Genomic DNA, 14,626 nt, shown 5'->3' with positions numbered 1-14,626 from the left:
GCGCTTTTTTACCGGGCGCAGCCGCGGCGCCCTTTCAACGATCAGGAGAATTAACGTGGGTTACTTCAACAATCAAACCGGATATCCAACCGACATTCTGTCAACGCGCGCCATCATCAAACGCGGCAACTATGCGCTGATCCCGCCGAACGGCCTGGTGCGCAACGTCATTCCCGGTTTTGAAAACTGCGACGTCACCATCTTGTCGACGCCGAAACTGGGCGCCACCTTCGTCGATTATCTGGTAACGCTGCACGACTGCGGCCGCAACACCAAAGGCTTTGGCGGCGAAGAGATCGAAACCTTCGTGTACGTCATCGACGGCGCCATCACCGCTTCCGCCGACGCCACCGACTACCCGCTGACCGCCGGCGGCTATCTTTACTGCCCGGCGGGCGTCACCCTGCGGCTGGAAAACGCCAACGGCGGCCAATCCAGCCGCCTGTTCCTCTACAAGCGCCGCTACCAGCGCATCAAGGGTTACGAGGCGCACGTGGTCAGCAACAACGTCGCCAACCTGGAAAAGATCCACTACGAAGGCATGAGCGAGGTGATCCTGCAGGATCTGCTGCCGAAAGATCTGGGCTTCGACATGAATATGCACATCCTCTCCTTCGCCCCCGGCGCCAGCCACGGCTACATCGAGACCCACGTGCAAGAGCATGGCGCCTACATTCTCAGCGGCGCCGGCGTGTACAACCTGGACAATGAATGGATGCCGGTGAAGCAAGGCGACTACATCTTCATGGGCGCCTATGTGCAGCAGGCGGGCTATGCGGTGGGCCAGGAAACCTTCAGCTACATCTACTCCAAGGACTGCAACCGCGACGTCGAGCCGTAAGCGCTTCGCCGCCAAAACCAAGGCCACCTGCTCGCGCAGCGTGGCCTTCTTTTTATCCCAATCGCCGGCCGATGCGCATCGCGCGGGCGACGTTGGCGGCGCTGCGCTGCAGGTTGAGTTCCCCTTGCGACAGTGCGATCTCCAGCGCACTCAGGCGCGGCAGAATGCTGAACATCGCGTCTATTCCCTGCGCGTGCAGCGCCTCCGCCCCTTCCTCCACCACGCCGGCCAGCGCGATGACCGGCAAACCGCGCGCCCGCGCCAGACGGGCGACGCCGGACAGCGCCTTGCCGCCCAGCGTTTGGCTGTCGATGCGCCCTTCGCCGGTGATCAGCAGATCGGCCTCCGCCAGCGCCTGCTCCAGGCCCAGCGCCGCCATCACGATCTCGATGCCCGGCTTCAGCGCTGCACCGAGAAACACCTGGCAGGCGATCCCCATGCCGCCCGCCGCCCCGCCGCCGGCGACGTGCCGCACGTCGCGCCCGGTACTCTGGCGGATCACCTCGGCATACTGCGTCAGGCCCTGTTCCAACTGCGCCACCATCGCCGCCGTCGCGCCCTTCTGCGGCCCGAACACCGCCGCTGCGCCGCGCGGCCCCACCAGCGGATTGTCTACGTCGCAGGCGACCTCGATCCGGCACTGCCGCAGGCGCGCATCCAGCGTACTGAGATCGATTCCGCTCAGCGTCGCCAGCTCGCCGCCGCCCCACGGCAGCGCCTTGCCGTCCGGGCGGTAGAAGCGCCCGCCCAGCGCCTGCACCATGCCGACGCCGCCATCCACCGTGGCGCTGCCGCCGATGCCGAGGATCAGGTGGCGAATGCCCTGATCCAACGCATGCAGGATCAGTTCGCCGGTGCCGTAGCTGGTCGCCAACAGCGGGTTACGGCGCGCCGCCGGCGTCAGCATCAATCCACTGGCCGCCGCCATTTCGATCACCGCCGTCTTGCCGTCGCCGCTGACGCCGTAAAACGCCGCCACCCGTTCCCCCAGCGGCCCCGTTGCGGCCACGCTCACTTTGCGCCCGCCGGTGGCGGCCACCAGCGCGTCCACCGTGCCTTCGCCGCCGTCGGCGATCGGCAGGCAGACGCACTCGGCATCGGGATAAACCTCGTGGAAGCCGCGCGCGATCGCCCGCGCCGCCCGTTCCGCGCTGACGCTTTCTTTAAATGAATCCGGTGCAATAACAATTTTCATGATGCCTCCTTTATTCGAGACGAAATAAAAATGGCCATGCCTTCCCCCGCTGAAATAATCAGATGAGAAATGCATGGCGAAATAAAATAAAACTGTTGCCGACTATTTAATGAAGATGAAGGGAAGCGTTATTTATTGACCCATTTCGCCGGCACGCTGTAGGTTAATATCGCCCCCAGTATCATCATTGTCGACAAGACGCACATCGCCGCCAAATTGCTGTGGGTCAGCTGTTTGAAATAGCCGATGATATAAGGTGAAATAAAACCGCCGATATTGGCGATGGAATTGATGAGCGCAATGCCCGCCGCGGCGCAGGTGCCGGTAAAAATGGCGTTCGGCAGGCTCCAGAACAGCGGCGACGGCACCAGGCTCGACGCCACCGCCACGCACAGCGCCGCCATCACCACGTGCTTGTTGTCCGGGAACAGGCCGATAAAGATCAGCGACACCGCGGCGATGCAGAACGGCACGATGATGTGCCAACGCCGCTCGCGATGCTTGTCCGAACTGCGCGCGGCCACCAGCATCGCCACCACCGCCAGCATATACGGCAGCATGGTCAGCAACCCGATATCCATCACCGAGGTCACGCCGGTGTCGCGAATGATGGTCGGCACCCAAAACGCCAGCCCGCCCTGGCCCATCACGGTGCAGAAGCAAATCAGCCACATTTTGGTGAACGCGGACGATCTCAGCATGCTTTTCATCGTCCACTCCTGCCCGCCGGCAGCGCCCTGGCGCGGCGCGCTCTGCGCCATATCCTCTTTGATCAGCGCCTTCTCCTGCGGGCTGAGCCACTTGGCGCTCTGATAGGTATTATCCAGGAAACAGAAGATGACGATGGCGATCAGCAGCGCGCGCGGGCCGCTGATAAAGAACAGCCACTGCCAACCGGAGAGATTCATCAGGCCGTTCATGTGCTCGATGATCCACCCGCACAGCGGGCCGCCGATGATGTTGCTGACCGGGATACCGCACACGAACAGCGCCGTCATCTTGGCGCGCTGGCTGGACGGGAACCACAGCGTCAGATAGAGGATCACGCCGGGGTAGAAGCCGGCCTCCGCCAGCCCCAGCAGGAAACGCGCCAGGTAAAATTGCCAGGGGTTGGTGATAAAGATGCTCAGCATCGAAATCGCCCCCCACACCACCATCAGCAGCGCGATGATCTTTCTGGCGCCGTAGCGGCTCAGCAGAATATTACTGGGTACCCCGGCGATGATATAGCCGATGAAAAACACCCCGGCGCCCAGCCCGTAAACGGCTTCGGCCATCGAGACATTGCCGTTCAGAATATCGGGCATCATTTGAAATTTCGAAAACGAAATGCCAACCCGATCGAGATAACCGACGATATAGCTCACTAATAAAATGGGCATAATGCGCCAGGCGATTTTTCGATATAAACGGTTTTTGTCAGGGGCGGTAAGAATATCTTTATCAATAACAGCATTATCGGTTGCCATATTCAGTGTCTCCTCGGTTGGCATCCTGCTTTTTACTTTTTATTGTGCTGAATCATTTTTTATTGGATTGGCGGGGACCCTCTTTATTTATCATAAAGAGGGCGTTATTAATGTCGAACATCTCTGATTCTAACGATAAGCCGGCAAATCAAATGCCGGGGGTGCTCTTAGACGGCCACCCGGTGGTTGCCCATGATCTCCAGCGCCCGCACCAGCGCGGAGTGATCCAGTTCGCCGTCGCCATTGGCGGCGCAGACGTTGAACAACTCCTGGCAAGTGGCGGTATTCGGCAGGCTGAGCGCCAGCGCCTTCGCGCCCTGCAGCGCCAGATTAAGATCCTTCTGGTGCAGCGAGATGCGGAACCCTGGCGCGAACGCCCGCTTGATCATCCGCTCGCCGTGCACCTCCAGAATGCGCGACGAGGCGAAACCGCCCATCAGGGCTTCGCGCACCCGGGCCGGATCGGCGCCGGCGCGCGAGGCGAACACCAGCGCCTCGGAGACCGCTTCGATGGTCAGCGCCACGATGATCTGGTTGGCGACCTTGCAGGTTTGCCCGTCGCCGTTGCCGCCGATCAGCGTGATGTTCTTGCCCATCAGCGCCAGCAGCGGCTGCACCCGTTCGAAGGTCGCTTCCTCGCCGCCCACCATGATGGTCAGCGTGCCCTGTTTGGCGCCCACTTCGCCGCCGGAAACCGGCGCGTCCAGGTACTGGGCGCCCAGCTGGTTGATGCGCTGCGCGAACCGCTTGGTCTCCAGCGGTGAAATGGAGCTCATGTCCACCACCACTTTGCCGTTCAGCTTGCCGGCGGCGCAGCCGCGTTCACCGAACAGTACCTCCTCCACCTGAGGCGTATCCGGCACCATGATAAAGATCACGTCCGCCTCATCCGCCACCTGCTGCGGATCGCCGCAGGCGATGGCCCCTTGCTGCAACAGCGCCGCCGGCACCTGATGCCGGGTGTGGGCGTAAAGCGTGTGCCCACCCGCCAGCAGCTTTTCCGCCATCGGCGCGCCCATGATGCCCAGACCGATAAATCCCACTTTCATTTTCATCTCCTCAAGACAGGTATTTTTTAATCCATGACAGGCCGCTTTCCGTGGTGGTGAGCGGTTTGTATTCACAGCCGATCCAGCCGCGGTAACCCATGCGATCCAGCTGCGCGAAGATAAACTCGCAGTTGATTTCGCCGGTGCCCGGCTCGTGCCGCCCCGGGTTGTCGGCGACCTGAACGTGGTCGATCTTCGCCAGCAGGCGCTCAAGGGTCTGCGTCAGCTCTCCCTCCATGCGCTGCATGTGGTAAAGGTCGTACTGCAGATACAGGTTGGGGCTGCCGATCGCTTCGATCAGTTCGATCGCCTGCCGGGAGGTTTGCAGGTAGAACTGCGGCATGTCGTAGCGGTTGATCGGTTCGATCAGCAGGCGGATATTCTGCCGCGCCAGGGTGTCGGCGGCGTAGCTCAGGTTCTCCTTCACCCGTTCGTCGGTGGTGTGGCGGCTGACGGCGGGATCCGGATTGCCGATCAGGCAGTTGATGCGATCGCAGCCCAGCGCCTGCGCATACTCGATCGCGCGCCCGACGCCGTCGCGGAACTCCGCTTCGCGCCCCGGCAAGCAGGCGATGCCCCGTTCGCCCGCCGCCCAGTCGCCGGCCGGCAGGTTGAACAGCACCTGGCTCAGGCGATGCGCCTCCAGTTCGCTGCGCAGCGCGGCGATCGGGTAGTCATAGGGAAACATGTATTCCACCGCGCTGAAGCCCTGCTCCTTCGCCCGGCGGAAGCGCTGCATGAAATCGACTTCGGTGAACAGCATGGACAGGTTGGCTGAAAATTTCGGCATGGTAAGGCTCCTTAACGGTAATCAAAGAAGTTGACCGAGGTCGGCGCGTCTTCCGGCGTTGCCGCCACCGGTTCGAACTCGTTGACGTTATCCAGCTCGGTGCCCATGGAAATATTGGTGACGCGCTCCAGGATGATTTCCACCACCACCGGCACCCGGTGCTGCTGCATCAGTTCCTGGGCCTGACGGAACGCCGGCGCGATCTCTTCCGGTTTGAACACCCTCAGCGCCTTGCAGCCCAGCCCTTCCGCCACCTTGACGTGATCGACGCCATACTCGCCAATCTCCGCATTGTTGATGTTTTCAAACGACAGCTGCACGCAGTAATCCATATCGAAACCGCGCTGCGCCTGGCGGATCAGCCCCAGGTAGGCGTTGTTCACCAGCACGTGGATATAGGGCAGCTTGAACTGCGCGCCGACCGCCAGCTCTTCAATCATAAATTGGAAATCATAGTCGCCCGACAGCGCGATCACCTTGCGCTGCGGATCGGCGGCGCACACGCCCAGCGCCGCAGGCAACGTCCAGCCCAGCGGGCCGGCCTGGCCGGCGTTGATCCAGTGACGCGGCTCGAAAACGTGCAGCATTTGCGCAGCGGCGATCTGCGACAGCCCGATGGTGGTGACGTAGCAGGCGTCGCGGCCGAAGGCGCGGTTCATCTCTTGATACACCCGCTGCGGCTTGACCGGCACGTTGTCGAAGTGGGTCTTGCGCAGCAGCGTTTGCTTGCGCTGCAGACAGGCGGCGCACCAGGCGTCGCGATTCGGCAACTCGCCGCGCTCGAAGCGGCGCTTTGCCGTGTCCACCAGCATTTGCAGCGCGATGCGCGCGTCGGAAACGATGCCCAGATCCGGGCAGATCACCCGGCCAATCTGCGTCGGCTCGATATCGATGTGCACCACCTTGCGCCCGGCGGTGTACTTGTCCACCGAGCCGGTGTGGCGGTTGGCCCAGCGGTTGCCGATGCCGAACACCAGATCCGAATCCAGCAGGTTGGCGTTGCCGTAGCGATGCGAGGTTTGCAGGCCCGCCATGCCCGCCATCAGCGGGTGATCGTCCGGAATGGCGCCCCAGCCCATCAGCGTCGGGATCACCGGCACGTTGCAGATCTCCGCCAGCTGCTGCAGCAGATCCGCCGCGTCGGCGTTGTGAATGCCGCCGCCGGCGATGATCAGCGGTTTTTTCGCCGCGCACAGCAGATCCAGCGCTTTGTCGATCTGCGCCTGGGTGGCCGCCGGCTTATAGGCGGGCAGCGAAGAGTAGGTGTCCGGATCGAACTCGATCTCCGCCATCTGCACGTCGAAAGGCAGGTCGATCAGCACCGGGCCCGGCCGGCCGGAGCGCATCAGGTGGAACGCCTGCTGCAGCACGCGCGGCACCAGCGCCGGTTCCTGCACGGTGACCGCCATCTTGGTCACCGGCTTGGCGATCGATTCGATGTCTACCGCCTGAAAATCTTCTTTGTGCAAACGCGCACGCGGCGCCTGGCCGGTGATGCACAGGATCGGAATCGAATCGGCGGAGGCGGAGTAAAGGCCGGTGATCATGTCGGTGCCCGCCGGGCCGGAGGTGCCGATGCACACGCCGATATTGCCGGCGGCGGCGCGGGTGTAGCCTTCCGCCATGTGCGAGGCCCCTTCCACGTGCCGCGCCAGGTAGTGTTTGATGCCGCCGTGCCGCCGCATCGCATCGTAGAACGGGTTGATCGCCGCGCCGGGCACGCCGAACGCGGTGGTGATCCCTTCTTTTTCCAGCACGTGCATTGCCGCGTCTACCGCTCGCATAATTGCCATGTGATGCTCTCCTCAATTTATTGGAAAATTTTTCCAACTTAAAATTACGCTCAAAAAAACCCGTTTGCTCATCAAACGGGGAGTCTTGCTCCGCGCCGGTTCAGCCCGGCGCGCGACGTTTACGCCTTGCTGCGCGATTCGCCCAGCGCGGCGCTGATGTCTCTGGCCACTTCACCCACCAGTTCGCCCAGCTCCTTGAACCGCTCCTTGCCGACCCGCGAACTGGGCCCGGAGATGGAGATGGCGGCGATCACGTTGTTGTTGCGATCGAAAATCGCCGAAGCCAGGCAGTTCAGGCCGAGCGCGTGCTCTTCATCGTCGATGGTGTAGCCCTGTTCCAGCGACTGATGCAGATCCTTGCGCAGCAGGTTCACGCTGGTCAGCGTCTTCGGCGTATAGGATTGCAGCCCCGAACGCACGATCAGATCCAGCATCTCCTCTTCCGCCAGCGGGTACAGCAGCGCCTTGCCGGCGCCCGAGGCGTGCAGCGGCAAGCGGCTGCCCAGCGGCGCGCACATGCGCACCATCGCCTGGCACTCGCATTGGCGAATCAGCACCGCGTCGAAATTGTTGCGGATCGCCAGGTTGGCGGTCTCGCCGGACAGCAACATCAGCCGGCGCATGAACGGCCCGGCCACCGATACCACGTCGCGATCGTTCATGTAAGCGGAACCGACGGTGAACGACTGAATGCCGATATGCCACCAGCCCAGCTGTGGATCCTGAAAGACGAATTCCGATTTCTCCAGCACTTTCAACAATCTGAAGGTGGTGGAAAGCGGCAGTTCCAGCTTTTCGGACAGCACGGAAACCGACGAACTCCCCCCGGCGTTGGCCAGGTACTGGAGGATCTCCAGCCCGCGATCCAACGCCTGCGCTCCTTTGGTGGCGCCGGCTTCAGTGGCGGGTCGTCCTTTCCTGCGTAATTCGGTCATTCAAGCTTCCTTTGTCAGTGACGGCATGGGTGACGCTATGATAAACGCCCAGCGCGGCGTGCGGCCAGCGCTATGCCAAAACTATGCGATACGGCTCCGGCAAGCGGCTGACCACGCAGTTGTCGGCGCCCGCGCGGTCGATGGTGAAAAAGTCGGTGACCTTCGCATAGGCGAACAGCGGGTGGTGCCAGACATTGCGATGATAGTTGATCCCCTGTTTGCCGTTGGTGATAAAGGCGCGCAGCGTGCCGACGGGGATGGTTTCGCCCGGTTCGGCGACGATCACCACGAAGCGTTCGCCGTTCATCGGCACAAAGGCCTGCGACGAGAGCGGATGCTTTTCCAACAGGGAAAAGGTCATCGGCAGATCGCAGGGTTCCGCCCGGTTGATGCTGGCCAGCACCCGGTTGCCGTCGGACACCTCTATCCTGGCGAGATCGTGATAACGCTCGGTTTTCCCGTCATTGATATGAAAGAAACGCGAGCCCTCTATCTGCAATACATCGCCATAAGGCGCAAAGGCCGCCGGCGTTAATTCTTCGATGACTAAATCCATGTGATTCTCCCAAGCGCATGACCCAGACGACGATTGAACGGCGATATTTCACCCAACGCCTTCACTCTAGACAGCGCGTGGTGAATTTGACAGCATTTTTTTGGAAAATTTTTCCACAACAAGATCGCCAGCACGCTTTATGATCGAAGAGCAATATTAGTTGCCTTAAATCAATGAATTAAAAAACCGCCTGATTCATCATCGGGCAAAATGGGGCGGCGCATATTCATCGCTATCGGGTGATTCTGTGACCGGGATCGTGGGGTTGCGCTTTGCCGCTGCCTATCGCGCCGCAACATCAGTAGATTCTTCTCACCGATAACCGAAAAGGCGGTGTCAGCCAAGGACCCCTCATGCTGGATCACGAAACCATTCGTTCGTTTATCAAGGTTGCCGAGTGCCAAAGTTTCTCCCGCGCGGCGGAGCTGCTGCACAAAACCACCGCCACCATCAGCTACCGCATCAAAACGCTGGAAGAGAGCATCGGCACGCAGCTATTTATCCGCACCACCCGCACCGTCAACCTGACGCCGGCCGGAGAGTATTTGCTGGAACGCTGCCGCCAGTGGCACACCTGGCTGGACGCCATGCCGGGCGAGCTGCGGCAAATCAACGACGGCGTAGAGCATCAGGTGAATATCGTGATCAACAACCTGCTGTACGACGCCGCCGCCGTAGCCGGGCTGTTAACTCACCTGCACGACAAATACCCGTTCACCCAATTCCACATTTCCCGCCAGGTGTACATGGGCGTGTGGGACGCGTTGCTGAATGAGGATTGCCATCTGGCGATCGGCGCGGCGGGCAATGAATCGCTGGAAAACAGCATCAAGGTGCTGCCGCTGGGCAAAATAGAGTGGGTGTTCGCCATCGCGGCGACGCACCCGCTGGCCGCCGCCGCCGATCCGCTGAACGAAACGCAGCTGCGCCCTTACGCCGCGATCAACGTCGAAGATACCGCACGCCATTTGGCCAAGCGCACCGCCTGGCTGCTGTCGGGCCAGCAGGAAATCAAGGTGCCGGATCTGCGCACCAAGCTGGAGTGCCATCTGCGCGGTCTCGGGATCGGTTTCCTTCCGCGCCGGCTGTGCCAAACTTATCTGGAGAGCGGCGAGTTGGTGGCCAAACAGCTCAAATACCCGCGCCAGTCTTCTCCCCTGTCGCTGGCCTGGTCCGATGCTCGCGGCGGCGAAGCGGTGCGCACCCTTATCAACCTGTTCCAGACGCGGGATCCGCTGATCGCGGGTTTGATCGGCGCTCTGGATTAAGTCTCGGTATCGGTAGGCATTTTTCCGGCGCTGACGTAATATCTGTTTACATATGTCTGACAGGAGGTTTGCATGCTTACTTTTATCCCCATCGTGATCGTCGTCGCGCTGATTGTGGTGTTCGCCGGCGTCAAAATTGTGCCGCAGGGGTTCCAATGGACGGTAGAACGCTTCGGCCGCTACACCAAAACGCTGATGCCGGGCCTGAACCTGGTGGTGCCGTTCATGGACCGCATCGGCCGTAAAATCAACATGATGGAACAGGTGCTGGACATTCCCTCGCAGGAGGTGATTTCCCGCGATAACGCCAACGTCGCCATCGACGCGGTGTGCTTTATCCAGGTGGTCGATCCGGCCCGCGCCGCCTACGAGGTCAGCAACCTCGAACAGGCGATCGTCAACCTGACCATGACCAACTTCCGCACCGTGCTCGGCTCGATGGAGCTGGACGAAATGCTGTCGCAGCGCGACAGCATCAACAGCCGCCTGCTGCACATCGTCGATGAAGCGACCAATCCGTGGGGGGTGAAAATCACCCGTATCGAGATCCGTGACGTGCGGCCGCCGGCGGAACTGATCGCCTCGATGAACGCCCAGATGAAGGCCGAACGGACCAAGCGCGCCGACATCCTGGAGGCGGAAGGGGTGCGTCAGGCGGCCATTCTGCGCGCCGAGGGGGAGAAACAGTCGCAGATCCTGAAGGCCGAGGGCGAACGCCAGTCGGCATTCCTGCAGGCGGAAGCGCGTGAACGCGCCGCCGAGGCCGAGGCGCGCGCCACCCAGCTGGTGTCCGACGCCATCGCCAGCGGCAACATTCAGGCGGTGAACTACTTCGTGGCGCAGAAATACACCGACGCGCTGCAGAAGATCGGTTCCTCCAACAACAGCAAGGTGGTGATGATGCCGCTGGACGCCAGCAGCCTGCTCGGCTCTATCGGCGGCATTACCGAACTGCTGAAAGAAAGCAAAGGCAAATAATCATGCTCGAACTGATCGCGGCGAATCCGCTGTGGTTTTGGCTCTCCCTCGGGGGCGTGTTGCTGGCGGCGGAAATGCTCGGCGCCGGCGGTTACCTGCTGTGGAGCGGCGTGGCGGCGCTGTTGGTCGGCGTGCTGATCTGGCTGCTGCCGCCGCTTTCCTGGGCGTGGCAGGGCATGATCTTCGCCGTCCTGACCGTCGTCGTCGCCTATCTGTGGTGGTACTGGCTGCGCCGGCGCCCGGCGGCCGCATCCGGCGGTTCGCCGGTGCTCAACCAGCGCAACCGCCAGCTGATCGGCACTCGCGCTACGCTGACGGAGCCGATGCACAACGGCATGGGGCGCATCAATATCGGCGACAGCAGCTGGCGCGCGCAGGCGGCGGAAGATCTGCCCGCCGGCACCGAAGTGGAAGTGGTGGCGGTGGAAGGGGTCACGCTGGTGATCCGCGCCATCGGCCGTTAATTAGAACGACAGCATCCCGCCAGGTTGTTGATGATGGGGCACTCTGCCCCCTCGTCGCCCGGGCATTGGTCGGCCAGCGTCACCAGGCGCTGGCGCATTTCGCCCAGTTCGCTGATGTGCCTGTCGATCTCCGCCACCTTCTGCAGCGTGCGCGCCTTCACGTCGGCGCTGTGGCGGGCCGGATCGTTGAACAACGCCACCAGCTCGCGGCACTCGTCCAGGTTGAAGCCCACCTGCCGCGCCTGGCGCAGCAGCGTCAGCTCTTCAACGTGCCTGGCGGAATAATGGCGGTAACCGTTATCGCTGCGGATCGGGGCGGTAATCAGCGCTTTCTCTTCGTAAAAACGAATCGTTTTGCTGGTTAACCCGGTTTTTTTCGCGACGTCGCTAATATTCATTTTCCCTCCTTGACCTTACCCTTGCTGGAAGGTTTAAGCTTCATTCTTAGTGAAAACAGGTTCGGCGGTCAACCTTTAAACACCGCCGTTTAAGCAAGGAGTTCAATCATGTCACACACCACTATGCTGGCATTGCAGGGGCTGTCCTGCATGAACTGCGCGCAGCGGGTGAAAAAAGCCCTGGAAAGCCGCAGCGATGTCGAACAGGCGGACGTTAACGTGCATTACGCCAAAGTGACCGGCGACGCACCGGACAGCGCGCTGATCGACAGCGTGATCGCCGCCGGTTATCAGGCCGAAGTCGCGCCGCGCGCCGATACCGAACTGCAGCTGAGCGGCCTGAGCTGCATGCACTGCGTCGGCACCACCCGCAAAGCGCTGGAAGCGGTGCCGGGCGTGTTCGCCGCCGACGTCGCTATCGACAGCGCGAAAGTGTACGGCGATGCCGATCCGCAGGCGCTGATCGCCGCGGTGGAAGATGCCGGTTATCACGCCGGCGTAGCGGGCGCCGCCGCCCCAAAAACTGAGCCGTTGACTGACGCAACACCTTCGTTGCCGGACGTTCAGCCAGCGGCGCAATCTCCCCTTCCGGCAACCGACGGCGCGGACGACAGCGTACAGCTGCTGCTCAGCGGCATGACCTGCGCCAGCTGCGTCAATAAAGTGCAGCAGGCGCTGCAAAGCGTTCCCGGCGTTGAGCACGCGCGCGTCAACCTGGCGGAGCGCAGCGCGCTGGTGACCGGCGCCGCCGATGCGCAGGCGCTGGTGGCGGCGGTGGAAAAAGCCGGCTACGGCGCCGAAATGATTCAGGACGAGACCGAACGCCGCGAGCGCCAACAGCAGACCGCACGCGCCAACATGAAGCGCTTTAGTTGGCAGGCGGCGCTGGGTCTGGCGTTGGGTATCCCGCTGATGGCCTGGGGGCTGTTCGGCGGCAGCATGACGCTGACGCCGGAAACCCAGCGCCCCTGGCTGCTGGTCGGCGTCATCACCCTGGCGGTGATGGTGTTCGCCGGCGGGCACTTCTACCGCAACGCCTGGCGCGCGCTGATGAACGGCAGCGCCACCATGGATACCCTGGTGGCGCTCGGCACCGGCGCCGCCTGGCTCTATTCGATCGCCGTCAACATCTGGCCCGATTTCTTCCCGATGGAGGCGCGCCACCTCTATTACGAGGCCAGCGCGATGATCATCGGTTTGATCAACCTCGGCCATGCGCTGGAGCAGCGCGCTCGCCAGCGTTCTTCGCAGGCGCTGGAGCGGTTGCTGGATCTGACGCCGCCTACCGCACGGCTGGTAACCGACGACGGCGAGCGCGATATCCCGCTGGCGGAGGTGCAGCTCGGCATGACGCTGCGGCTGACCACCGGCGATCGCGTGCCGGTCGACGGTGAAATCGTGCAGGGTGAAGTCTGGCTCGATGAAGCGATGCTGACCGGCGAAGCGGTGCCGCAGCAGAAAGGCCCCGGCGATACGGTGCATGCCGGGACGGTGGTCGACGACGGCAGCGTGCTGTTCCGCGCCGCCGCCATCGGCAGCCAAACCACGCTGGCGCGCATCATCAAACTGGTGCGCCAGGCGCAGAGCAGTAAACCGGCGATCGGCCAACTGGCCGACCGCGTCTCGGCGGTGTTCGTGCCGGCGGTGGTGGCGATCGCCCTGTTCAGCGCGGCGATATGGTACTTCTTCGGCCCGCAGCCGCAGCTGGTCTATACGTTGGTGATCGCCACCACGGTGCTGATCATCGCCTGCCCGTGCGCATTGGGATTGGCGACGCCGATGTCGATCATCTCCGGCGTGGGCCGCGCGGCGGAGTTTGGCGTGCTGGTACGCGACGCCGACGCCCTGCAGCAGGCCAGCCAGTTGGACACCCTGGTGTTCGACAAAACCGGCACCCTGACCGAAGGAAAGCCGCAGGTGGTGGAGATCCTGACCTTCAATCAGGTCAGCGAACGGCAGGCGATCGGCTGGGCCGCCGCGCTGGAGCAAGGCTCCAATCACCCGCTGGCGCGCGCCATCATGGAACGCGCCGCCGGGCAAACGCTGCCGCAGGTGGCGCAGTTCCGCACCCTGCGCGGCGCCGGCGTCAGCGGGGAGATCGACGGCGTGCAGTTGCTGCTGGGCAACGCCGCGCTGCTGGAGCAGCATCAGGTCGCGATCGCCGAACTGGAAGCGCCGATGCGCGACCAGGCCGAACGCGGCGTGACACCGGTGCTGCTGGCCGTTAACGGTAAACCGGCCGCGCTGTTCGCCATTCGCGATCCGCTGCGCGAAGACAGCGTCGCGGCGCTGCAGCGCCTGCACCAGCAGGGGTATCAGCTGGTGATGCTGACCGGCGACAACCCGGTGACCGCCAACGCCATCGCCAAAGAGGCCGGTATCGATCGGGTGATTGCCGGGGTGCTGCCGGACGGCAAAGCGGCGGCGATCAAACAGCTGCAGGCGCAGGGCCAACGCGTGGCGATGGTCGGCGACGGCATCAACGACGCCCCGGCGCTGGCGCAGGCCGACGTGGGCATCGCGATGGGCGGCGGCAGCGACATCGCCATCGAGACCGCCGCCATCACCCTGATGCGCCACAGCCTGCACGGCGTGGCGGATGCGGTGGAACTGTCGAAGGCCACGCTGCGCAACATGAAGCAGAACCTGTTCGGCGCCTTTATCTACAATACGCTGGGCATCCCGATCGCCGCCGGCGTGCTCTACCCGCTGACCGGCACGCTGCTCAGCCCGGTGGTGGCGGGCGCGGCGATGGCGCTGTCGTCGATTACCGTGGTCAGCAACGCCAACCGGCTGCTGCGTTTTAAACCCAGGAAGTGATCTCAGGGGCGCCGTCATGGCGCCCCGCCGTTTTCCGGGCTTTCCTGCGCGGCGGATAGCGTTTAGCATG

General features: G+C 62.6%; 13 protein-coding genes. 5 read left to right on the top strand and 8 right to left on the bottom strand.

Annotation, left to right across the window (positions count from 1 at the left end):
* Positions 1–55: 55 nt before the first annotated feature.
* Positions 56–841 carry a (S)-ureidoglycine aminohydrolase gene (gene allE / locus ACJ8HH_RS01290; RefSeq protein WP_033637377.1) on the top strand — a complete coding sequence of 262 codons (786 nt, stop codon included), beginning with the start codon at positions 56–58 and terminating at the stop codon, positions 839–841.
* Between the two features lie 52 nt (positions 842–893).
* Here allE and ACJ8HH_RS01285 read toward each other — a convergent pair whose 3' ends face one another.
* The 7 genes from ACJ8HH_RS01285 to ACJ8HH_RS01255 form a co-directional block, all read right to left on the bottom strand.
* Positions 894–2,036 carry a glycerate kinase gene (locus ACJ8HH_RS01285; protein WP_039566968.1) on the bottom strand — a complete coding sequence of 381 codons (1,143 nt, stop codon included), beginning with the start codon at positions 2,034–2,036 and terminating at the stop codon, positions 894–896.
* Between the two features lie 128 nt (positions 2,037–2,164).
* Complete coding sequence (locus tag ACJ8HH_RS01280) at positions 2,165–3,418, bottom strand: MFS transporter (RefSeq protein WP_223307168.1); 1,254 nt, start codon at positions 3,416–3,418, stop codon at positions 2,165–2,167.
* A 254-nt stretch (positions 3,419–3,672) separates the two neighbouring features.
* Complete coding sequence (gene glxR, locus ACJ8HH_RS01275; RefSeq protein ID WP_060451900.1) at positions 3,673–4,554, bottom strand: 2-hydroxy-3-oxopropionate reductase; 882 nt, start codon at positions 4,552–4,554, stop codon at positions 3,673–3,675.
* 10 nt (positions 4,555–4,564) lie between these two features.
* On the bottom strand, positions 4,565–5,344 hold the full coding sequence (hyi, locus tag ACJ8HH_RS01270; protein WP_039566969.1) for a hydroxypyruvate isomerase: 780 nt from the start codon (positions 5,342–5,344) through the stop codon (positions 4,565–4,567).
* Positions 5,345–5,355: 11 nt separating this feature from the next.
* The gene (gene gcl, locus ACJ8HH_RS01265; RefSeq protein ID WP_039566970.1) at positions 5,356–7,137 is read right to left on the bottom strand and encodes a glyoxylate carboligase; all 1,782 of its coding nucleotides are present in this window, start codon (positions 7,135–7,137) and stop codon (positions 5,356–5,358) included.
* A 119-nt stretch (positions 7,138–7,256) separates the two neighbouring features.
* Complete coding sequence (gene allR / locus ACJ8HH_RS01260) at positions 7,257–8,072, bottom strand: HTH-type transcriptional repressor AllR (RefSeq protein WP_015376892.1); 816 nt, start codon at positions 8,070–8,072, stop codon at positions 7,257–7,259.
* Positions 8,073–8,142: 70 nt separating this feature from the next.
* The gene (locus ACJ8HH_RS01255; RefSeq protein ID WP_033653231.1) at positions 8,143–8,628 is read right to left on the bottom strand and encodes an ureidoglycolate lyase; all 486 of its coding nucleotides are present in this window, start codon (positions 8,626–8,628) and stop codon (positions 8,143–8,145) included.
* A 353-nt stretch (positions 8,629–8,981) separates the two neighbouring features.
* Between ACJ8HH_RS01255 and allS the strand changes: the two genes are divergently transcribed.
* The 3 genes from allS to ACJ8HH_RS01240 all read left to right on the top strand — a co-directional run bounded on the left by allS (position 8,982) and on the right by ACJ8HH_RS01240 (position 11,338).
* A complete protein-coding gene (gene allS, locus ACJ8HH_RS01250; protein ID WP_060438005.1) occupies positions 8,982–9,896 on the top strand; it encodes an HTH-type transcriptional activator AllS in 915 nt (304 codons plus the stop codon).
* Between the two features lie 72 nt (positions 9,897–9,968).
* On the top strand, positions 9,969–10,874 hold the full coding sequence (locus ACJ8HH_RS01245; protein ID WP_004940203.1) for an SPFH domain-containing protein: 906 nt from the start codon (positions 9,969–9,971) through the stop codon (positions 10,872–10,874).
* 2 nt (positions 10,875–10,876) lie between these two features.
* Positions 10,877–11,338 carry an NfeD family protein gene (locus tag ACJ8HH_RS01240; protein ID WP_033637369.1) on the top strand — a complete coding sequence of 154 codons (462 nt, stop codon included), beginning with the start codon at positions 10,877–10,879 and terminating at the stop codon, positions 11,336–11,338.
* On the opposite strand, the gene cueR is transcribed toward ACJ8HH_RS01240, so the two are convergent.
* Positions 11,335–11,736 carry a Cu(I)-responsive transcriptional regulator gene (gene cueR, locus ACJ8HH_RS01235; protein ID WP_033637368.1) on the bottom strand — a complete coding sequence of 134 codons (402 nt, stop codon included), beginning with the start codon at positions 11,734–11,736 and terminating at the stop codon, positions 11,335–11,337. The genes ACJ8HH_RS01240 and cueR overlap by 4 nt on opposite strands.
* 108 nt (positions 11,737–11,844) lie before the next feature.
* On the opposite strand from cueR, the gene copA reads away from it, so the two are divergent.
* Positions 11,845–14,556, top strand: a complete 2,712-nt coding sequence (copA, locus tag ACJ8HH_RS01230) for a copper-exporting P-type ATPase CopA (RefSeq protein WP_060426376.1) — start codon at positions 11,845–11,847, stop codon at positions 14,554–14,556.
* Positions 14,557–14,626 lie beyond the last annotated feature (70 nt).

The sequence above is a fragment of the Serratia sp. CY32780 genome, assembly GCF_052169135.1.
In the GTDB taxonomy this organism is placed as follows: Bacteria; Pseudomonadota; Gammaproteobacteria; order Enterobacterales; family Enterobacteriaceae; genus Serratia; species Serratia sarumanii.
The sequence above is the reverse complement of the archived record's forward strand: the minus strand, read 5'-3'. Positions and strand labels throughout refer to the sequence as shown.